The 19,977-nt window shown below is 57.2% G+C and carries 14 protein-coding genes; 7 read left to right on the forward strand and 7 right to left on the reverse strand.

Going from position 1 to position 19,977, the window contains the following annotated elements; genetic code table 11:
* The first annotated feature begins 46 nt into the window (after nt 1-46).
* Nucleotides 47-1,597, forward strand: coding sequence for a glycosyltransferase family protein (locus AM218_RS02450; protein WP_054411558.1), 1,551 nt, complete (start codon nt 47-49; stop codon nt 1,595-1,597).
* 4 nt (nt 1,598-1,601) lie between these two features.
* Here AM218_RS02450 and mltG read toward each other — a convergent pair whose 3' ends face one another.
* A complete protein-coding gene (gene mltG / locus AM218_RS02455) occupies nt 1,602-2,636 on the reverse strand; it encodes an endolytic transglycosylase MltG (RefSeq protein WP_157547482.1) in 1,035 nt (344 codons plus the stop codon).
* A 62-nt stretch (nt 2,637-2,698) separates the two neighbouring features.
* Nucleotides 2,699-4,183, reverse strand: a complete 1,485-nt coding sequence (locus tag AM218_RS02460) for a helix-turn-helix domain-containing protein (RefSeq protein ID WP_054411562.1) — start codon at nt 4,181-4,183, stop codon at nt 2,699-2,701.
* Between the two features lie 208 nt (nt 4,184-4,391).
* On the opposite strand from AM218_RS02460, the gene aceB reads away from it, so the two are divergent.
* Nucleotides 4,392-6,023, forward strand: coding sequence for a malate synthase A (aceB, locus tag AM218_RS02465; protein ID WP_054411565.1), 1,632 nt, complete (start codon nt 4,392-4,394; stop codon nt 6,021-6,023).
* Nucleotides 6,024-6,172: 149 nt separating this feature from the next.
* Nucleotides 6,173-7,453: an isocitrate lyase gene (gene aceA / locus AM218_RS02470; protein WP_054411567.1), complete on the forward strand. Its 1,281-nt coding sequence runs from the start codon at nt 6,173-6,175 to the stop codon at nt 7,451-7,453.
* Between the two features lie 194 nt (nt 7,454-7,647).
* Here aceA and AM218_RS02475 read toward each other — a convergent pair whose 3' ends face one another.
* A complete protein-coding gene (locus tag AM218_RS02475) occupies nt 7,648-8,817 on the reverse strand; it encodes a ribonuclease D (RefSeq protein WP_054411569.1) in 1,170 nt (389 codons plus the stop codon).
* A gap of 203 nt (nt 8,818-9,020) precedes the next feature.
* Between AM218_RS02475 and AM218_RS02480 the strand changes: the two genes are divergently transcribed.
* Nucleotides 9,021-12,095 carry a SusC/RagA family TonB-linked outer membrane protein gene (locus AM218_RS02480; RefSeq protein WP_054411571.1) on the forward strand — a complete coding sequence of 1,025 codons (3,075 nt, stop codon included), beginning with the start codon at nt 9,021-9,023 and terminating at the stop codon, nt 12,093-12,095.
* Between the two features lie 83 nt (nt 12,096-12,178).
* Complete coding sequence (locus AM218_RS02485; protein ID WP_231717526.1) at nt 12,179-13,474, forward strand: RagB/SusD family nutrient uptake outer membrane protein; 1,296 nt, start codon at nt 12,179-12,181, stop codon at nt 13,472-13,474.
* Nucleotides 13,475-13,552: 78 nt separating this feature from the next.
* On the opposite strand, the gene AM218_RS02490 is transcribed toward AM218_RS02485, so the two are convergent.
* Together AM218_RS02490 and AM218_RS02495 are read right to left on the reverse strand one after the other, a co-directional pair.
* Complete coding sequence (locus AM218_RS02490) at nt 13,553-14,458, reverse strand: prohibitin family protein (RefSeq protein ID WP_054411574.1); 906 nt, start codon at nt 14,456-14,458, stop codon at nt 13,553-13,555.
* Nucleotides 14,459-14,566: 108 nt separating this feature from the next.
* On the reverse strand, nt 14,567-15,049 hold the full coding sequence (locus AM218_RS02495; protein ID WP_054411576.1) for a hypothetical protein: 483 nt from the start codon (nt 15,047-15,049) through the stop codon (nt 14,567-14,569).
* Between the two features lie 190 nt (nt 15,050-15,239).
* On the opposite strand from AM218_RS02495, the gene AM218_RS02500 reads away from it, so the two are divergent.
* Together AM218_RS02500 and AM218_RS02505 are read left to right on the forward strand one after the other, a co-directional pair.
* On the forward strand, nt 15,240-15,524 hold the full coding sequence (locus AM218_RS02500) for a hypothetical protein (protein WP_071843675.1): 285 nt from the start codon (nt 15,240-15,242) through the stop codon (nt 15,522-15,524).
* 112 nt (nt 15,525-15,636) lie between these two features.
* Nucleotides 15,637-18,195, forward strand: coding sequence for a M14 family metallopeptidase (locus AM218_RS02505; protein ID WP_054411578.1), 2,559 nt, complete (start codon nt 15,637-15,639; stop codon nt 18,193-18,195).
* Nucleotides 18,196-18,264: 69 nt separating this feature from the next.
* Here the strand turns inward: AM218_RS02505 and AM218_RS02510 are convergent, their stop codons facing one another.
* Together AM218_RS02510 and AM218_RS02515 are read right to left on the reverse strand one after the other, a co-directional pair.
* The gene (locus tag AM218_RS02510) at nt 18,265-18,630 is read right to left on the reverse strand and encodes a hypothetical protein (protein ID WP_054411580.1); all 366 of its coding nucleotides are present in this window, start codon (nt 18,628-18,630) and stop codon (nt 18,265-18,267) included.
* 92 nt (nt 18,631-18,722) lie between these two features.
* Nucleotides 18,723-19,949, reverse strand: a complete 1,227-nt coding sequence (locus AM218_RS02515; protein WP_054411582.1) for an S-adenosylmethionine:tRNA ribosyltransferase-isomerase — start codon at nt 19,947-19,949, stop codon at nt 18,723-18,725.
* Nucleotides 19,950-19,977 lie beyond the last annotated feature (28 nt).

Genomic DNA, 19,977 nt, shown 5'->3' on the forward strand with positions numbered 1-19,977 from the left:
GTGGTTTGTTTTGCTTATTTCGTGGGCAGATTGCAATCTGACGGCCATGCCCGACGCGAAAAACGACAAATTCTCCCCGAAAACCTTGCTCTGGCTGCTGCCGGCCCTGCTGCTGCTGGCCGCTATACGCCTGCACGGCCTACCCCAGGCTGCTTTACCCGACTATGACTCCGTGCGCAACTGGCAGATTGTGCAGGAAGTAGCGCAGGGCAATCTGCGAAATATCTTTCACCATGCCAGCCCCGGCTTCTACCTGATATTTGCCCCGGTAGCCGCCCTGCAGCCCGATTTTCACTGGTTTCTGTATCTCAATGCGCTGCTGGCCGTGGCCGCCGTCGGGCGCCTGGCAGCTTTTGTAGCGCGCTATGCCCGGCTGCGGGGCTTCGAAACGGCCTTGCTGGTCCTGCTCATCGGTACCTGCACCACGCTCACCTTCTCCGGCCGCGACTTCACTATGAGCTCGGCCAGCCTGCTGTTGTTTGGGGAGCTGCTGCGCGCCTATTATGAGCGACTGCAGCAGCCCAGCCGCCAGACGCTGCTACGGGTGGCGCTGTGGCTGGCCGCCGGCTTGTGCATCAACTACAAATTCCTGCTAACGTTTCCCATTCTGGGGGCCTTTGAAATATTGCAGGCCGATGGGTTACTCTGGCAGCGCGGCAACGCGTGGCGCGTAACGGCCATTCTGGCGGCGCCTTTTCTGGTGCTGGGCATATTGGTTACAGGGCTGACTATTCTGCCCTGGTACCGCTGGCTGGCCACCTACGCCGGTATCCTGTGGCCCTCAGCCATGAACGAAGCTGGCCGCGCCGGCAATGTGCGCCTGGATTTATGGTACTACCCCCGGCTGCTGTTACAGTTTGAGTCGCCGCTGCTGGGCGTGGGGTTGCTGCTCACGCCGGTAGTATTCTGGCCGGAGCTGCGTGCCTGGCGCAAGGGCCTCACGCTGCCGGTATATCTGCTTATTTGGGCCTGGCTGTTTCTGGGTGGTATGTCTCTGATTCTGAAGGCGCCGCGTGGGTTGCTGTTTGCTTATGGGCTGTTTGCGGCGCTGGGTTTTCTGGTTCTGCGGCGGCTGTTGAGCTCCGCCATCATGCAGCAGCGGTTAAGCGTGGCGGTAAGGGTCGGAATTTTGGTAGGGCTTTCGTTGCTGGTCATCGGGGGAAATCTGCTGCGGCTGCAACACCATATCTACCGCTATACCCCTACGCAGTACCAGCAGGTAGCGCATTGGCTGCAGGAGCACGGGCAGCGACGGGTGGCCAGCACCGTGAGCAATGCGCTGCTGCCATTCGCGGCTCCGGCGGGCATCAGCGTACAGGTCATCAGCAATGAGAACCAACTGCCAGCACTAAGGGCGGCCGGCGTGCAATACGTGGTGCTGGATGGCTACCGGCTGGTAACTGGAATCAACAAGTTTTCCCGGCTGGAAAAGCTGCCGGCGGAAGCGACGTTTACCGAGCCTCTGCTGTTGTCGCCGATGTTGTTTCTGGAGCATTCCGAGTTTACCGGACTGGGCTATGAAGAAACCCTGAGCCGGCAGCAGCAAGCCCTGCAAATGGGGCCTTCCTTGCGCATTGTGCACATCCCGGAGCAGTAAGCAACTAGCGCAGAATACGCAGGCTATCCAGCATATGCTGGTAGCGCCGGGCATTTTGCTTGTGCTGCCCAAAGGTTTCGGCGAAATCGGAAAAGCCGCTGTGGTCGGGACGGGCACAGAAAAACAGGTAGCGGTGGGCTGCTGGCTTCAGCACAGCGTCCAGACTCTGGCGGTTGGCGGAGGTAATGGGGCCCGGCGGCAGGCCTTTGTGCTTGTAGGTATTGTAGGGCGAGTCTACCAGCTTATCCTTGTTCAGCACGCGCTTCACCCCAAAATTACCAATGGCCCAGAGTAGGGTAGGGTCGGCCTGCAGGCGCATGCCACGGCGCATGCGGTTGAGGTACACCCCGGCAATAACGGGCTTGTCTTCCTTCTTGGAGGTTTCGCGCTGCACAATACTGGCCAGCACGTGCACCTGCACCGGGGTAAGGCCCAGCGAATCGGCCTGCTGCTGGCGGCGGGGCGTCCAGAAGCGGCGGTGCATGGCTGCTGCCGTGTCCAGAAACTGGTGGGCAGATGTATTCCAGACCAGCCGGTAGCTGCCGGGCAGAAACAGGGTTAAAATGGTGGTGGTGTCCAGCTGATAGGTACGCTGCAAAAACGCATTATCAGCCAGCAACAGGCGCAGACTGGTGGAATCCGCTTCCAGCTGGCGGCTGATCTGGCGGGCCAGCTGGGGCTTGTATTTGAAGGCATTGAGCTCAAAGACCAGCGTGTCCTGATGGCCGTTCTGCAGCATATCGAGCAGCTGCCGGTTGCCTAGCTCAGACGTGAGCAGGTAGCGCCCCGGCCGCACCTGTAACGGGTAGCCCCGCCGCACCGCCAGCCACCGAAACGTGGCGGTATCCTGCAGCAGCTCCTGCCGGGCTAGGGTATCCAGCACTTCCCGAAACGTAGCGCCGGTACGGATAAATAGGTAGGCCGGACCCTCGGCAGAGGGCGCAACATTAGGCTTCCACCACATGCGCCAGCCCTGGTAGCCCGCCCAGCTGCCGCCCAGCAGCAGCAACGCCAGTACCACCCAACCTATACGTCTCAATAAAGCCCTCAATACCTCAACTGTTACCTGTCAACTGGCTTCAAAGATAAGCCGAAGTCCGTTTACCCGGCATTCACCAGGTTGGAAATGGCCCCGCGCAGCTGCTCACGCCGCTCGCGCCGCTCTACCTCCACCGGAGGCGCCGCCCGCACTTCGCAGTCCGGAATCTGGCAACGCTCGCAGGTTTCGTTTACGCGCTTCTGCACAATGGCCGGGTCATCCAGGAACCGGATTTTATTGCGCAGGTTATCGTCGCAGAGCAGGCCCACGGTTACGCTTACGGCCGGCTCTACGGCCGTGCCGGCGCGGGCCAGGGTGAGGCACAGATATTCGTCCTCGTTGGGGTAGCGGGAGCGTTGCGCCCCAATGCTGAAGGCGGGCGCCTGGCGCAGGGCCACGCTCCGGCACTCATGAATCAGGCGCAGGGAAATCCAGCGGCGGCAGTAGTGCTCGTGCAACTCGTTGCCATGCGGGTTGTGCAGGCGCGAGAGGTGCAGCTCCTTGGTCAAAACGTAAGGCGCGTTGGCCTTGGCCTGATCAAAACGCAGGAAGAATAGGCTTTGCAGCCCAAAATGGCGGGGTAGCAGGTTGGTGATGCGCTGCATGAACATCTCCGGCGACACGCCATACTTCGTGAGCAGATCCAGCAGGCGGTTGGGGTCCCAGTGGTCGGCGCTGAAAAACTGCTGCACGTCGCGGACCAGGCTGTCTTCTTCCATCAGCAAAGCGCTGGCAAAGTAGGACGCCTTGAAGTTGTTCAGCACTTCATCAAAAGAGCGCACTGGAAAGTTTGCATTCACATAAGGCCGCTCTTTCAGGTTGAGGTAGTTGAAAGCCACCTCCCGGCCCAGTACAAACGACTCCTGGGCCCGCGTGAGGCCGGGGCGCAGCAACAGGCGGCTTAGCTTGGGCTGATATACGGAGCGCAGGCGGCCCAAAGAGCCATAGTCGCCCAGAATGGTGCGGTCTATGGTATAGCCATATTTCTCCACCAGCACCCGCTCCAGCTGGGTGGTATCAAAGGGGGCAGCTGAGCTCAGTTGTTCTTCTACTATAAAGGTGCGCACGTCCTGCTCCAGCTCCTCAAAGTAGTTGTCGTGCATCTCCTGGTAGGAGCGCAACGCGGCCAGAAAGAAATTTTCCTGACGCAGCTCATAGTTGCGGGCTATTTCGAAGAGCGTGCTGATGAAAGCATTCATCTTGGCCGGCGCATCAGCAATGAGCTCCACAATGCGGATAGGCTCCAACCCGAACATCTCCAGCGGAAACTCCTTCAGCACATCAGACTGCAGTAGTTGGGAAATAGGCTCCAGCCGGCGGCTGAGCGTGAGCGAGGTCAGCTGGTCGTAGCTCACGCCCAGCACCTTGCTCATGCTGAGGATCTTATCGGCCTTGGGGTACTTCTTGCCCTTTTCAATCTCATTCAGATAGGAAACCGAAACGTCGCAGGCCCGGGCCAGCTCGGCGGGGGTAAAGCCGCGTTCCTGACGCAGCTCGCGCAGTTTAAGACCAAAAATCAGGCGGACAACCTGGCCGTGACTAAGCATAGGCGAAAGAAAGAAGAGCAGAAATGCCGGGGACTAGCCTGCAAGTAACACGGATTTTAGAACACCGTCTTAACCGGGCAGCTATAACCCTCAAAAGTAACAGGATTTAGCGATTCAATATTATTAGCGAATATTCGCTTGTTTGATATAATTCGCTTTCGTATGTTTGGTCAGTTCCTCAACTGTCTCACTTTCAATCTCCCCAGATATGTCGCCCTTTGCCGAACCTCAGACCGTAGTACCCGAGTCCGTTTACCTCACGCCGGAGCGCGTGCGGGTAATAGGAGCCTTCAAGCCAGAATTTGCAGCTATTCTCACGCCCTCGGCGCTGGCCTTTGTAGCGGAGCTGCACCGGCGCTTCGACCCCACCCGCCGCCATTTGCTGGCCCGCCGGGAAGCCCGGCAGCTGGAATTTGAGGCCGGCAAGCTCCCCGACTTCCTGCCCGAAACCCGCCTGATCCGGGAAAAGCCCTGGACGGTAGCACCTATTCCGGCCGATTTGCAGGACCGCCGTGTGGAGATTACCGGCCCCGTAGACCGGAAAATGATGATAAATGCTCTGAACTCCGGCGCCAAGGTGTTTATGGCGGATCTGGAAGATTCCAACGCCCCCACCTGGGAAAATGTGATTGAAGGCCAGCGCAACCTGCGCGACGCCGTGCGCCGCACCATCAGCCTGAGCACCCCGGCCAAGGAGTATAAGCTGAATGAGGAAACGGCCACCCTGGTAGTGCGCCCCCGCGGCTGGCACCTGGTAGAAAAGCACGTGCTGGTAGACGGTGAGCCCATCTGCGCATCCCTGTTCGATTTCGGCCTATACTACTTCCACAATGCCCACGAGCTGTGCGCCCGTGGCAGCGCCCCATATTTCTATCTGCCCAAGATTGAAAACCACCTGGAAGCGCGCCTGTGGAACGACGTTTTTGGGTTTGCGCAATGGTCGCTGAAGCTGCCCAAGTGCACCATCAAAGCCACAGTGCTCATTGAGACGCTGCCCGCCGCGTTTGAGCTGAATGAAATCCTGTATGAGCTGCGTGAGCACAGTGCCGGCCTCAACTGCGGCCGCTGGGACTATATTTTCTCCTACATCAAGCGGCTGGGGCTAAAGCCCGAGTTCCGCCTGCCCGACCGCGCCCAGGTAACCATGGCGGTGCCCTTTATGGCTGCCTACTCGCAGCTGGTTATCCAGACTTGCCACCGCCGCGGGGTGCACGCAATTGGTGGCATGGCCGCCCAGATTCCCATCAAAAACAACCCCGAGGCCAACGAAGCAGCCCTGGAGAAAGTACGCCTGGACAAAGTGCGCGAGGCCAAAAACGGCCACGACGGCACCTGGGTAGCGCACCCCGGTCTGGTGCCGGTGGCGCTGGATGTTTTTAATGAGCTGATGCCCGGCCCCAACCAGATTGACAACAAGCGCGAAGACGTGCACGTTACCGCCGCCGACCTGGTGCAGGCGCCCGAAGGCACCATCACGGAAGAAGGCCTCAAGCTGAACATCGACGTAGCCATTCAGTACATCGAGTCCTGGCTGCGCGGTAACGGCTGCGTGCCCATTTACAACCTGATGGAAGATGCCGCTACGGCTGAAATCAGCCGGGCGCAGGTGTGGCAGTGGGTGCACACGCCCGGCACCACGCTAACCGATGGCCGGGCCGTAACGCTGGATCTGTACCGTTACCTGGTGCCGGGCCAGCTGGAGAAGATTAAGGCGCTGGTAGGAGAGGAGCAGTTTGAAAAAGGCCGCTACCTGGAAGCCGCCCGCCTGTTCGACCGGCTGGTAATCAGCGAGAAGTTTGTAGAGTTTCTGACAATCCCCGCCTACGAGCAACTGGCCTAGCTCTTTTCAATGCCACTTATCCTCTCTTCCGCTGAAGCGAGGATAAGCGGATAATACTCCGTTTCAATTTCCTTAAAAAAGCCGCCCAAGCGCCGGCCGGGCAGCGCCTTGCCTTTCCCTAACCCTTTTCATTCCCAACCCAACTCCCCATGAACAAGCAGGAACGCATTGCCGCCATTACCCAGGACTGGGCCCAGAATCCCCGCTGGAATGGCGTGAAACGCCCCTACACCGCCGAGGATGTAGTAAAGCTGCAGGGCTCCGTGAAGATTGAGTATTCTCTGGCCAGACAGGGGGCTGAGCGCCTCTGGCAGCAGCTTCACACGCAGCCCTATGTGGCCGGCTTGGGCGCCCTCACCGGCAACCAGGCCGTGCAGGAAGTGCAGGCCGGCCTGAACGCCATTTACCTGTCCGGTTGGCAGGTGGCGGCCGATGCCAACGGTGCCGGCCAGATGTACCCCGACCAGAGTCTGTACCCCGTAGACAGCGTGCCCAGCGTGGTGCGCCGCATCAACAATGCCCTGCTCCGCGCCGACCAGATTCAGAATCTCTCCGGTGATGGTGATGTGCATTGGATGGTGCCTATTGTAGCCGATGCCGAAGCCGGTTTTGGCGGCAACCTGAATGCGTTTGAATTGATGAAGATGATGATTGAGGCCGGGGCCGCCGGGGTGCACTTCGAAGACCAGCTGTCATCGGCCAAAAAGTGCGGCCACCTGGGCGGCAAGGTACTGGTGCCCACCCAGGAAGCCGTACAGAAGCTGGTAGCCGCCCGCTTAGCGGCTGATGTAATGGGCGTGCCCACCTTCATTGTGGCCCGCACCGATGCCGATGCCGCCGACCTGCTCACCGCCGATGTAGACTCCCGCGACAAGCCCTTTGTGCTGCAGGAAGCCGAGCGCACCAGTGAAGGCTTCTACCGGGTGCGCTGCGGCGTAGAAGCCTGCATTGCCCGCGGCTTGGCCTACGCTCCCTACGCCGACCTGATCTGGATGGAAACCTCCCACCCCGATCTGGAGCAGGCCCGGCAGTTTGCCGAAGGCATTCATGCTCAATTCCCCGGTAAGCTGCTGGCCTATAATTGCTCTCCTTCCTTTAACTGGGCTTCCAAGCTGAGTGTAAAGCAGATGGAGACCTTCCGCGAAGAGCTGGCGGCCCTGGGCTATAAATTCCAGTTCATCACCCTGGCCGGTTTCCATGCCCTCAACACCAGCATGTTTGAGCTGGCCCAGGCCTACCGCGACCGGGGCATGGCCGGCTACTCTGAGCTGCAGGAGCGGGAATTTGCGCTGCAGAACCATGGCTTTAAAGCCGTGAAACACCAGGCCTTTGTAGGCACGGGCTATTTCGATGCAGTGCAGAACGTTGTAGCCTCTGGCAAGAACAGCACAGCCGCCCTGGTAGGCAGCACAGAAGCAGCGCAATTCTAAATCATGGATTCGTCGGATTTTTCGGATGCCACGGATTTTGTGGACGATTACTTTTCAACAAAAAAGCCTCGCAATCTGCGAGGCTTTTTTGTTGGGCTTACCTGGGGTTGAAATCAGTTCAATCCGTTTAACATCCATCCAATCTATGGTCCATGAAATCCGTGGCATCCGAAGAAATCCGACGAATCCGTGATTTAGAAGGGTAATGCCACCAGGTCGTAGTCCAGGTTGTGGCGCTGGGCAGTTTCGCGCAGAATGGTTTTCTGCCAGGGGCGTAGCACGTGTTCCGCGCCTAACTCGATTATATCGGCTACCAGGCGGTTGGAGAGTACCAGGTTGGCCACGTAGCTGTTTACATCTTCCGTAATGTGGGTTTTCAGTTGCAGGAGCAGCTGCTCGCGGGCATCGGCGCGGGCGGCTTTTTCTCCGCTGAGGCGGCGGCGGAAGGGGAATCGACGGCCTTCGGCGCTGGGCGCCGGCTCAGGAGTAGCTACAAAGTTGTGGGGCGAAAGCGCCGATAGGCGCTCCAGATAGGGGGCACGCTTCAAATCCGGGTGCAGGCCACGGGCCGATTTCCAGTCGTTTTCACTGCGAGGGGTGTCGCGCACCAGCTCGGCCAGCCTATCGTTGGCAAAAACCATGTATGGCGGGCGGTCCAGCTGACGGGCCATCTGGTCGCGCACCAGGTACAAGTCGCGGAAGAGGGGCATTTCCTCCGGCAGAATGCGGTATTTGCCCGCTACGCGCAGATAAGGCCGCTCGTCGCGGGTATAGCGCACCTCTTCCAGCGCGGCATTCTCCTCCGCAGCCCACTGGGTACGGCCCAGCGCGGCCAGTTTGGCGGCCAGCCGGTCGGCCAGCTCAAACAAGTAGATTACATCGTTGGCCGCATACTCCTTTTGGGCCTCGGTGAGGGGGCGCTTCAGCCAGTTCGATTTCTGCTCGCCTTTATCTACTTCCAGTCCTAGTTCAGACTGAATCAGGCGGCCCAGCGAAATGTTGTTGTCGGCTTCGGCCAGCAGGGTGTACTGCACGCTGGTGTCGGTGATGTTGCGCACGTGCACGCTGTAGAGCTCATCCAGCAGCAAAATATCCGACTTACAGCTATGGAATACCTTCTCCACGGCCGGGTTACGCAGAATAGCCCAGAGGGGCTCCAGCTCGTGGGCCGGGTTGGTTAGCGGCAGCGGGTCAATCAGGTAAACGGTCTGGCCATCAAAAACCTGAATCAGAGCGAGGTTGCGGCCGTAGCGGTGGCGCATATCATCGAATTCCAGGTCGATGCCGATGCGTGTGCACGCCTGAAGCGCTTCGGCGGCGCGCTGAATGGCCACGTGGGCCGTGAGGTACTGAATCTGTGGCATAAAGCTAAGTTGCTGCAAATAAACAGGGTTTTTTGCTGTGCATTCTGTTTCTTCCGTGCATCAGCTAATTAGACAGCCAAAATCCTAAACACTGTTGAAATCCTGCATAATTGTTTAGTATTGCCAAACGCATTAGAAAAGATCATTTTTGAACTTTTCTAACCAAGTTTTTCTCACTTAACCTGGCCGTAAGGTCATATATCATGAAACACAGACTACTCCTTACTCTAGTGCTCTATTTAGTGCTGGGTGTAGCAGCCTGGGCTCAAACCCGTTCCGTTAGTGGGCGGGTTACGGCTGCAGGTGATGGATCAGGGCTACCTGGTGTAACCGTTCTGGAGCGCGGCACCACTAACGGCACCAGCACTGATAGTAACGGTAATTTTTCGCTAACTGTACAGGAAGGTGCTAGCTTAGTTATTAGCTCCATTGGCTTTACCACCCAGACCGTAGCAGTAGCGGGGCAAAGCAATATTACCGTGCGGCTGCAATCCAGCGAGACGCTGCTGGCCGAAACTGTGGTAGTAGGTTATGGCTCGCAGGCCAAAGCAGACTTAACCGGCGCCATCACGCAGGTGTCTGCCAAGGAGATTCAGAACACGCCGGTTCCCACATTTGAGCAGGCGCTCCAAGGCAAAGCAGCCGGAGTATTTGTAGAGAATACCGGCGGTAAGCTGGGTCAGGCTGTGAAGGTGCGCATCCGAGGTACCTCTTCGGTTAGCGGTGGCAACCAACCGCTTTATGTAATTGATGGTATTCCCATTATTTCAGAAGATCAATCAACTACTTCGGCCGCTACCAACCCTATTGCCGACCTGAACCCGAACGATATTGAGTCTATCAGCATTCTGAAAGACGCATCGGCCACGGCTATTTATGGCTCGCGGGGCTCCAACGGGGTGATGCTGATTACCACCAAGCATGGGCGTAAGGGCAAAACCAACTTCAACCTGGGCGTGCAGTATGGTACCAGCGAACCTACCAACTACCGCGAATTCCTGAACGCTAAGGAGTATGTGGAGCTAGTAAGTGAAGCGGCTGCCAACGAAAATGAGCGGGACCCCAGCTTCGATTATGTGGCCTACACCAACGTACGTCTGCGCCGGTGGTCGGCTGGTAATGATGACTATAAAACCGGGGCCGTAGATACCGACTGGCAGAAGGAAGTACTGCAGAAAAATCCTTACAGCCAGTACGACCTCAGTGCTTCCGGGGGCGACGAAAAAACCCGTTTCTACCTGTCCGGCGGCTACAGCGACCAGAAGGGTATTCTGATTTCGAACCGTTTTCAGAAGATGACTTCCCGCTTCAACATCGAGCATACCGCTACTGATAAGCTCACGCTGGGGGTTAACCTGAGCCTGGCACGTACGAAAAACCACCGGCTGGACAATGATAACTCGTTTGGCACGCCCATGCAGATTGTGGCCCTGTCTCCCATTACGCCCGTAATTGACCCCCGCACCCAACTGTTAAGCGGCGCGCTGGATCTGGCAACCGGCTTGCCTAACACGCTGTACCCAGTGTACTATAACCCGCTGCTGAGCGTGGAAAATGCTTCCAACGAAACCACGGTGTACCGGGCACTGGGCAATGTGTTTGCCCAGTATCAAATTCTGAAAGGTCTTTCCTTCCGCACGGAAGAGGGCATTGATTTCCTCGACCAGAATGAAGAGTACTATTCCGGCCGCCTGACGGCCCGTAATACCGACTTTACCAGCAATGGCAACGCGCAGAGCAACTACTCGCAGAACCTGCGTTTCACTACCAACAACTTCTTTACTTACCGCTTCACCGCCAATGAAGTTCACTCGCTGGAAGCCGTAGCAGGCATGGCTTACGAAGGCCGTACCTACCGCGCCAACAGCGTATCGGGCCAGCAGTTTCCCAGTGATGCCTATAAGAACATTGCCAGCGCAGGTCTTATCAACGCAGGCTCCTCTTCTGAATCGGCTAGCTCGCTACTCTCGTATTTTGGCCGTGCTAACTATGCCTTCGATAGCAAATACCTGGTGACGTTAAGCGCCCGTGTAGATGGCTCTTCCCGCTTTGGGGTAAACAACCAATACGGTTTCTTCCCGGCTGCTTCCCTAGGCTGGGTAGTTACGGAGGAAGCTTTCCTGCAGGACCAGGAGGTACTGAGCTTCCTGAAACCTCGCGTCAGCTACGGAAAAACGGGTAACCAAGGCTTTGGCGACTTTAGCTCCCGCAGCTTGTTTGGTGCTGGCAGCTACGGTAGCCTCCCCACCCAGCGCCCCATACAGATTGGTAACCCCGATCTGAAGTGGGAGCTGACTACTCAGATTGATGCTGGTCTGGAATTCGGCTTTATCAATAACCGCATTTCCGGTGAGGTAGATGTGTATCAAAAGAAGTCAGACCAGCTGGCGCTGAATGTTAACCTTCCCGGTACTACCGGTTTCACCCGGCAGTTGCAGAACCTGGGTAAAATGGAGAACAAAGGCGTAGAATTTGCGCTGAACACGCAAAACCTGGTAGGCAACTTCACGTGGACTACCAACTTCAACGCATCCTACAATAAGAACAAGGTAATCAACCTGAACGGCCAAGTAATTGAAGGTGGTTACATCAACCGCGCGGTAGAAGGCCAGCCTATTGGAGTTTTCTACACGGTTGAATACGCCGGCGTAGACCCTGAGAATGGCGATGCGCTGTACTATCTGAACACACCTAATGCGGATGGTAGCCTCAACCGCGGAACTACTCCCGATTATAACGCCGCTGAGCGGGTGGTAGTAGGCAATCCTAACCCAAAATGGACGGGTGGCGTCACTAATACGTTTGGGTTTAAAGGCCTTGATTTGGGCTTTACGTTCCAGGGAGTATTTGGCAACAAGGTCTATAACGGTGCCGGTCAGTACATGTCGGCCAGCGCTAGCAATGGCTTTGATAACCAGACAAAAGATCAGCTGAAGCGGTGGCAGAAGCCCGGTGATATTACGGATGTACCGCAGGCCCGTTTGTTTGAAGGAAATGGCGTTGCCAACTCAACGCGCTACCTCTCAGATGCCAGCTACGTGCGCCTGAAGCAGGTAACGTTGGGGTACAACCTGCCTACTGCCTGGAGCAAAAAAGCAGGAATGGAGCGTGTGCGCCTATACTTCACGGGGGTAAACCTGCTCACTTTCACCGACTACGAAGGTTGGGACCCGGAAGTGAATACTGACTACCTCGCCGGCAACATTGGCCAGGGCAACGACTTCTATTCGACGCCGCAGGCCCGTACCTACACATGGGGTATCAACATTGGTTTTTAATCCAATTGTACTAAACGGCCTGGAGCCTAGAAATTCTCAAGATGAAAACACAGTGGTATAAAATAGCCTTCGGTGCGCTCCTTTTGGCGCTACCATTGGCCAGTTGCGACAGCAAGCTGGATATAGAGCCAGTAACGAATGTAAGCCCGGAAAAAGCACTGAAAACCTCTGCCGATGTTGAAGCATTGCTGAACGGAGGCTACGAGCAGCTCGGCGGGCAGTATTTGTATGGCGGAGGCCTGCAGTACTACGCCGATTTGCTGGGTGATGCCGGTGAAGTGCAATTTGGCGGTACTTACTTACAGCCCAAAGAGCTGATAGCTAAGTCAGTATTGACCAACAACTCATTCGTAGCCAATACGTGGACGAGTGCTTACGCCACCATCAATACGGTGAATACGGTATTAGCCAACCTCGATAAAGTATCAGAGGTGCAGAAGGAGCGTGTGGAAGGTGGCGCTAAGTTCATTCGGGGAGCTTTGTACTTTGAGTTGGTACGATACTACGGCAAGGCCTGGAATGATGGAAATCCTTCGGCCAACCTAGGCGTACCAATTGTGCTGACGCCAACGGATGTAAACAAGAGTCCCGGTGAGGAAGCTAAAGTAAAGCGTAATACGGTGGCGGAGGGATACGAACAGGCTATTAAAGACCTTACCGAAGCCGAAACACTGTTGCCGGCTACTAATGGCTTCTTTGCAACCAAATATGCTGCCTCTGCTATGCTGGCACGCCTATATCTGCAACAGCAGGAATATGCCAAGGCCGCCGTGCAGGCTGATAAGGTGATTAGCTCCGATAACTACGCCTTGGTATACCCCTATGCCGCCGAGTTTGCCGCGTTGGGTAATACCAGCGAAGATATCTTCGCCATTCAGCTCACCCCTCAGGCGGGTATTAATGATCTGAATACGTTCTACTCCATTAACTCCCGTGGCGAGATTTATCTGACGGAAACTTTCGTCAATCAGTTCGAGCCAGATGATGACCGGTTGAACTCCATCGACTACGACTATGGCCTGTCAACCAAGTTCGACAATATCCACGGTAACATCCACCTGATTCGTCTGGCTGAAATGTACCTGATTCGGGCAGAAGGCAACTTACGAGCTGGTACTGAAGTAGGTGCCTCTCCTGTTGATGACGTGAACATGGTGCGCGAACGGGCCCAACTGCAACCCTATAGCAGCGTAACCATCGACGAAATCCTGCTGGAGCGTCGCCTGGAACTAGCTTTTGAAGGCTTCCTGCTGCACGATCTGAAGCGCACCGAAATGCAGGTAGATAACCTGCCCTGGAATTCGCCGAAACTGGTATTGCCCATTCCGCAGCGCGAAACCGACGTAAACTCCAACTTAGTTCAGAACGAAGGCTATTAATACTTAGCCTGACATCTTATTAAAAAAGCCGCTCCGAGCATCGGAGCGGCTTTTGTTTTCTATAGCTGCGGTATTAGCCTATTTATCGGAAAGCAGCAGTTGAGGAGCGTTGCCGCTGCCCATGATAATCACCTTACTGTTGGGCGAGGTAGCTATTTCTTTGTTGGCCTTAATCATTTCGTACTGCAGGAGCTTGTCGCTGAGCTGGTTGCTGAGGATCTTCTGATAGTCGGCAATGCCCTGGGCTTCTACGCGCTTCCGTTCGGCTTCCTGGCGCTCTTTCTGGAGTACAAACTGCATTTTTTGGGCGTCCTGCTCAGCGGAAATCTTGCTCTCGATGCTGGCTTTGACCGAAGAAGGCAGCTGAATATTCCGGATCAGGAGCTGGTCCAGCTGCAGGCCGTTTTTCCGAAAATCGGATTCTATACTCTTGTAGATGCGGTTCTGGAACTCGTCGCGGCGGGAAGAGTACAGTGCCACGGCATCGTAGTACACGGCGTTGTCGCGGATGCGGGTGCGGGCAATGGGGCGCACAATCTTATTCTCGTAGTCGGTGCCGATGGTGGTGAGAATGCGCGGGGTTTCACCGGGTATCACGTGGTACAGGGCCGTCAGGTCGATAACTACTTCCAACCCATCGGCGGATAATACCCGAATGGCATCGTCGCCCTGCTGCTGCCCTTCCCCGTGCAGCGCCGACATGGTGTAGTTCTGAGTTCTGGTATCGAAGCGGGTGACCTCTACCAGCGGATTAACCAGATTAAGGCCACTGGTAAGAATGCGCGGCTGCACCTGCCCAAAAAGGGTTTGTACGCCCACATTACCGGCTTCTATCTGCACAATGGTACTGAGGGCCAGCCCCAGAACAACCAGCAAAAGCCCGCCAAAAATCAACAGACTCCGAAACCGCTCAAAGGCAAAGGAGATTTTGGCGGCATTCAGCCCCATAATAAGCAACACCAAACCCAGAAAGACGAGCGTCATAGAACAGCAACCGTAAGAGGCTATAAACCAGCCTGGCAGATTTGCCAGCCCGAAAACGCTGAAAAGGTAGCTGTTTGCCGCTAATCTGAAACCGGGTAGGCCACCGGCTTATTCTTCGTCCTCGTCTTCGTCGGCGTGGTGGCTGAAATCCAGCTCGGGCAGCAAGGCCAGGGCTTCGGCTATTACCTCGTCCATGCGCTGCTTGGAGTCGGCATCCAGCGTCATTTCAAACAGTTGCAGCAGCAACTCGCCTTCGTCATTTACATACAGGTTGGTATAGAGCCGCTCAAATGCCTTGGCATCGCGCGTAATAATGGCATCGATGTCGGCGGAGGAGCGGGCGCGCAGTGCCCGATGCAGGATGTCCAGCACGCGGCGGCTTTCTTCATGGTCGCCCAGCTCGGCCAGCAGCTTCATGAGGCTCATGGCCACGCCCAGGCGTACCCGCTCAAAGCGGAAGGCCTGGTCTGCTTTGGAGGCGTGCTCAAACGCGGCGTAGGCCGAGGTGTCGGGCTCCGTGAGGTAGCGGGCGGCATCGGCATCGGTGCGGAAGGCTTCGCGCAGCAGTTGTTCGTAGGCAAGAGCACTCATAATCAAATATTGTAAAGCAGTGGCGGTCAACAAAAAAGGAAGAAACAGGCGCTACATGCTACCAGGAATTTTTGCACCCGTGTAACCTCCGCCCGTAAAGGTACGATTGCACAGATAAGGCCGAACCGTTCCTGTTGCCTGCGGGCATACGTAGTTCGGGGCCTGCTTACTTATTTTAACCTGTTGAGGTATGACGACGCACAAAACAAAATGGTTGATATTTGCCCCTACCGGGCTGGTTGTAATTGGTTTTGGCGCCTGCCTTATTCAATGGGCCACAGAAATGAAGCAGAAAGGTGCGCCCACCGGTGAGTGGGTAGGGGCTGGCACCGTGGCGCTGGGTGTATTTAATGCGGGCATCAGCCTTTTTGGGCGTGGCGTGGTAGAAAAGGTGCTGCACGAGGTGCGGGAAAAAGGCCCCTCGGCCATCATCACTGAGCCCATTCCGCAGGCTGATGAGGTCGCATCCGCCTAAAAGCAGCTAAGCGGGCAGGCATGGCAGCAGAAAGGTGAGCGTTTAGCATGGGGTTCTGATAGCGGATTGTATTTTCGCTGATTCCTTTCCCGCTCACCTTTATCTGTTTCGCATGAAAATTAGCCGTTGGGCAGCGTGGCTGCCCCTGTTGCTTTGGCTGGTGCTACCTGTTGCCGGCTATGCGCAGCAGGCCGCGAGCCCCTTGCAGACGCCCGCGCAATTCTTGGGTTACCCGCTGGGTAGCCGCTTTACCCCCCACGCCGATTTGCTGCGCTACGTAGACCACGTGGTGAAAGCCTCGGGCGGGCGCATGCAGCTGCAGCGCTATGGCGAAACCTACGAGCACCGCCCCCTAGAGGTAGTGCAGGTAGGCACCCCGGATAATATCGGTCGCCTGGAAGATATTCGGCGCAACAACCTGCGCCTGGCCGGCCTGGAATCCGGCGCGGTGCAGCGCCAGCAGCCGGCCATTGTGTGGCTGAGCTACAACGTGCACGGCAACGAAGCCGTGTCGTCGGAAGCGGTGATGCTGGTGCTTTATGATCTGGCCAACCCCGGCAACGAGCAGGTGCAGAAGTGGCTGCAGAATGTAGTGGTGGTAGTTGACCCCTGCATTAACCCCGACGGGCGCGAGCGGTATGCGCAGTGGTATAACCGCGTGCGCAGCCAGTCGCCGGATGCCTCGCCCTATTCTTGGGAGCACCACGAGCCCTGGCCCGGCGGACGCTACAACCATTATTATTTCGATCTGAACCGGGACTGGGCCTGGCAGACCCAGCAGGAGAGCCGCCAGCGCCTCACGCTCTACAACCAGTGGCTGCCCCAGGTGCACGCCGACTTCCACGAAATGGGAGTAGATGAGCCCTACTATTTCTCGCCGGCCGCCAAGCCTTTCCACGCCGATATTACCCCCTGGCAGCGCAACTTCCAGAACATCATCGGCGACTATAACCGCAAGGTGTTCGACCAGAAAAACTGGCTGTACTTCACCCGCGAAACCTTTGACCTGTTCTACCCCAGCTACGGCGACACATACCCTTCCTTCAACGGCGCCATTGGCATGACCTACGAGCAGGGCGGCTCCGGCCGCGCCGGCGTGCGCATTGCCAAGTCCGACGGTGACACCCTGACGCTGGAGCAGCGCATTTCGCACCACTACGCCACCAGCCTGGCCACCATTCAGGCCACGGCCGACCGGCACGAAGAGCTGGTGAAGAACTTTCAGCAGTATTTTGATGACGCCCGCAACAAGCCGAAGGGCGAGTACAAGTCCTTTGTACTGGCCGGCAGCGGCGACCCGGGCCAGCTGAAGGCCCTCACCCAGTACCTCGACCGGCAGCAGATTCGCTACGGCTTTGCGCCCAAGCGGGTTAAAACCAAAGGCTTCAACTACACCTCCGGCAAAACCGAAAACGTGCAGATTGAGCCCCGCGACGTGGTGGTGAGCATGTATCAGCCTAAATCTACGCTGGTGAAGGTGCTGTTTGAGCCCCAGCCCGCGCTGGAGGACTCCCTCACCTACGATATTACGTCCTGGGCGCTGCCCTATGCCTTCGGGCTGAAAGCCTACGCCGTAAAGCAGCGGATTGATGGCTCCGGAGCGCCCGCTGCAGCTACCACCGTGAAAGGCACGGCCACGGCCGGCGCTTCTCCCTATGCCTACGTAGCCCGGTGGAACAACCTGCAGGATATCCGCTTCCTGAGCCGGCTGTTGCAGCAGAAAGTGAAAGTGCGTGTGGCGGCCCGTCCATTTGAAGCCGAAGGGCAGAAATACGCCTCCGGCACGCTGGTTATCACGCGCAACGGGAACGAAGGCCTGGGTCCGAAATTCGACCAGCTGGTTCGTTCCCAGGCCGATTCTTCCGGCGTCATGGTGCAGGCGGTCAGCTCGGGCTTTTCCACTAGCGGGGCCGATCTGGGCTCCGGCTACGTGCGTTTTGTAAATAAACCCAACGTGGCCGTGCTGGCCGGAGAGGGTGTGTCGGCCACGGCTTTTGGGGAGGTATGGCACTTCTTTGAGCAGCAGATTGGCTACCCCGTTACCGTACTGGGGTCAGACTACCTCAGCAGTGTGCCCCTGTCCAAATTTGATGTGCTGATCCTGCCCGACGGCAACTACGGCGACATTTTCCCGGAAAAGGGCCTCGAAAACCTGAAATCCTGGGTGCGGGGCGGCGGAAAAGTTATTGCTATGGAAGGTGCGGCCGCATTCCTGGCCGGCAAAAAGGACTTCGACCTGAAAGTGAAGCCCGCCGATAGCGCCAGCACGAAAAAGAACGACCCCTACCGTAAACTGCGCCGCTACGCCGACTCTGAACGCGAGCAGCTGCAGGAAATGGTGCAGGGCAGCATCTTCCGGGTGCAGCTGGACAACACGCACCCCCTGGCCTTTGGCTACGGCGGCACGTACTATGCCCTGATTCGGGATACGGTGAACTATCAGTTCCTGGGGCAGGGCGGCTGGAACGTGGGCGTTCTGAAAAAGAACAACTATTCCTCCGGCTTCGCAGGCTCCAAAGCCCGCCGTAAGCTCACGGATACCCTGGTGCTGGGCACGCAGGACATGGGCCGTGGTCAGATTGTTTACCTGGCCGATAACCCCCTGTTCCGGGCTTTCTGGCAGGGCGGCAAGCTGCTCTTCGGCAATGCCATATTCTTTGTGGGGCAATAGCCACCCAACATAAAAAAGCCCCCGATACAACGCTGTATCGGGGGCTTTTTTTGTGCTGTAGAAGGAGGGTTAGTCCACTACGTCCTGTGCTTTGTTCTTAACCGCTTTGCTGGCTTTTTTTACGCCGTGGGCAGTTTTTTGGGCACCACGCTTGGCTACATGGCCGGTTTTACGGCCGGCTCTCTTCACGGCGCGGGCCGATTTCTTGCTGGCAGCTTTCACGTCATCACCGGCAGTCTGAATAACCTCGCCGGCTTCCGTGCGGCCGGTACGGGTTTCGGTTTCCATTTTCATGGTGCCGTTGTCGCGCACATCTACTTCGGTAGTGGTTTTAGCGCCCGTTGCCGGGTCCTTGATTTCCGTTTTGGTTTCCGTTTGCGCCGAAGCGGCAGTCGAAATGGCTGCAAATGCGAGCAGCAATACTATCTTTTTCATGGCTGAGTCGAGTTTAGGGATAATAATTCAGCCTTATACGGGATATGAAGCGAAGTACCCATAAAAGGCCGAAAAAACCCTGAAAACTCTGTTTATGGCAGCAGCAAGGAACTGTCGCCGTAGCTCAGAAACCGATAATCTTTACTTAGCGCATGCTCATACAGCTGGCGCCATTGGGGGCCCACCAGCGCCGCTACCAGCAGCAGCAGCGTACTCTCCGGCTGATGAAAGTTGGTGATAAGCCCCTGCGCAATGCGGAACCGGTAACCCGGGGCAATCAGCAGCTGGGTAGTGGCATGCAGCACATCGGCGCCGGTTTGCTCCAGATAGTGCAGCAGGGCCTGCAGTGCCTCCGCGGCGGGTATTTCAGAACCGGGCTCATACGGCTGCCACTGGCTTACGTGAAGGGACATATTGGCTGAGGCAGGTTCCAGCAGCAACTGCACGCCCAGCCAGTAGAGGCTTTCCAGCGTGCGCAGGCTGGTGGTGCCTACCGCCAGCACGGGCCCCTGTGTATGTGCCAGCAGCTGCCGCAGCAATGTGGGCGTTACACTGATGGGCTCGGCGTGCATGGGGTGTTCGGCCATGCGGTCGGCCTTCACGGGCTGGAAAGTGCCGGCCCCTACGTGCAGCGTCACGTGCGCTGTTTCTATTCCTCTGGCCTGTAGCTCCTGCAGTACGGCTTCTGAAAAATGCAGGCCAGCGGTGGGGGCTGCTACCGCGCCTTCCTGCGCGGCATATACCGTCTGGTAGCGCACGGCATCTACATCCGTATCGGGGCGGTTGAGGTAGGGGGGGAGGGGCAAATGGCCCGCGCCGCGCAGCACCTCCGCAAAGGGCAGCTCCGCCGGCTGCCAGCTAAACTGAATAATGGAATAGCCATCGGCCACTTCCTGGCGCTCGGCCGTGAGTGTGGCGGGCTGGCCCTGGGCCATGAACTCCAGCAATACCGGGCCGCTTTTCCAGCGTTTGCCGTTGCCCACTAGGCATTTCCACACGCAGGAGCCAGTTTGCTGCATGGCCGGCTCAATAGCCCGGTGCGGGGCCACGGGCTCGAGGCAAAACAGCTCAATAATACCTCCCGTGGGCTTGTGCGCGAACAGCCGGGCGCGCACCACTTTGGTGTCATTAAACACGAGCAGGGAATCGGCGGGCAACTCCGTCGGCAGCTCATAAAAACGACGGTCCGTCAGCTGGCCCTGGCGGTACACCAATAGGCGCGACTGGTCCCGCTGGGGCAAAGGCTCCGGGGCAATGCGCTCGGGGGGAAGCTGGTAGGTGAAATCGTGGATGGAAAGCTGGCGCGGATTGGCATTCATAGCCGGCAAAGGTAAGGCCGGCCGGCTG

The organism is Hymenobacter sp. DG25A (assembly GCF_001280305.1).
Taxonomy (GTDB): domain Bacteria; phylum Bacteroidota; class Bacteroidia; order Cytophagales; family Hymenobacteraceae; genus Hymenobacter.

Bases quoted from the DNA above. Each gene is read 5' to 3' on its own strand.
- AM218_RS02460 (WP_054411562.1), bottom strand. From the start codon at position 4,183: ATGCTTAGTCACGGCCAGGTTGTCCGCCTGATTTTTGGTCTTAAACTG.
- AM218_RS02505 (WP_054411578.1), top strand. From the start codon at position 15,637: ATGAAAATTAGCCGTTGGGCAGCGTGGCTGCCCCTGTTGCTTTGGCTG.
- AM218_RS02490 (WP_054411574.1), bottom strand. From the start codon at position 14,458: ATGACGCTCGTCTTTCTGGGTTTGGTGTTGCTTATTATGGGGCTGAAT.
- AM218_RS02480 (WP_054411571.1), top strand. From the start codon at position 9,021: ATGAAACACAGACTACTCCTTACTCTAGTGCTCTATTTAGTGCTGGGT.
- aceB (WP_054411565.1), top strand. From the start codon at position 4,392: ATGTCGCCCTTTGCCGAACCTCAGACCGTAGTACCCGAGTCCGTTTAC.
- AM218_RS02475 (WP_054411569.1), bottom strand. From the start codon at position 8,817: ATGCCACAGATTCAGTACCTCACGGCCCACGTGGCCATTCAGCGCGCC.
- AM218_RS02495 (WP_054411576.1), bottom strand. From the start codon at position 15,049: ATGAGTGCTCTTGCCTACGAACAACTGCTGCGCGAAGCCTTCCGCACC.
- AM218_RS02450 (WP_054411558.1), top strand. From the start codon at position 47: ATGCCCGACGCGAAAAACGACAAATTCTCCCCGAAAACCTTGCTCTGG.
- AM218_RS02500 (WP_071843675.1), top strand. From the start codon at position 15,240: ATGACGACGCACAAAACAAAATGGTTGATATTTGCCCCTACCGGGCTG.
- AM218_RS02510 (WP_054411580.1), bottom strand. From the start codon at position 18,630: ATGAAAAAGATAGTATTGCTGCTCGCATTTGCAGCCATTTCGACTGCC.
- AM218_RS02515 (WP_054411582.1), bottom strand. From the start codon at position 19,949: ATGAATGCCAATCCGCGCCAGCTTTCCATCCACGATTTCACCTACCAG.
- aceA (WP_054411567.1), top strand. From the start codon at position 6,173: ATGAACAAGCAGGAACGCATTGCCGCCATTACCCAGGACTGGGCCCAG.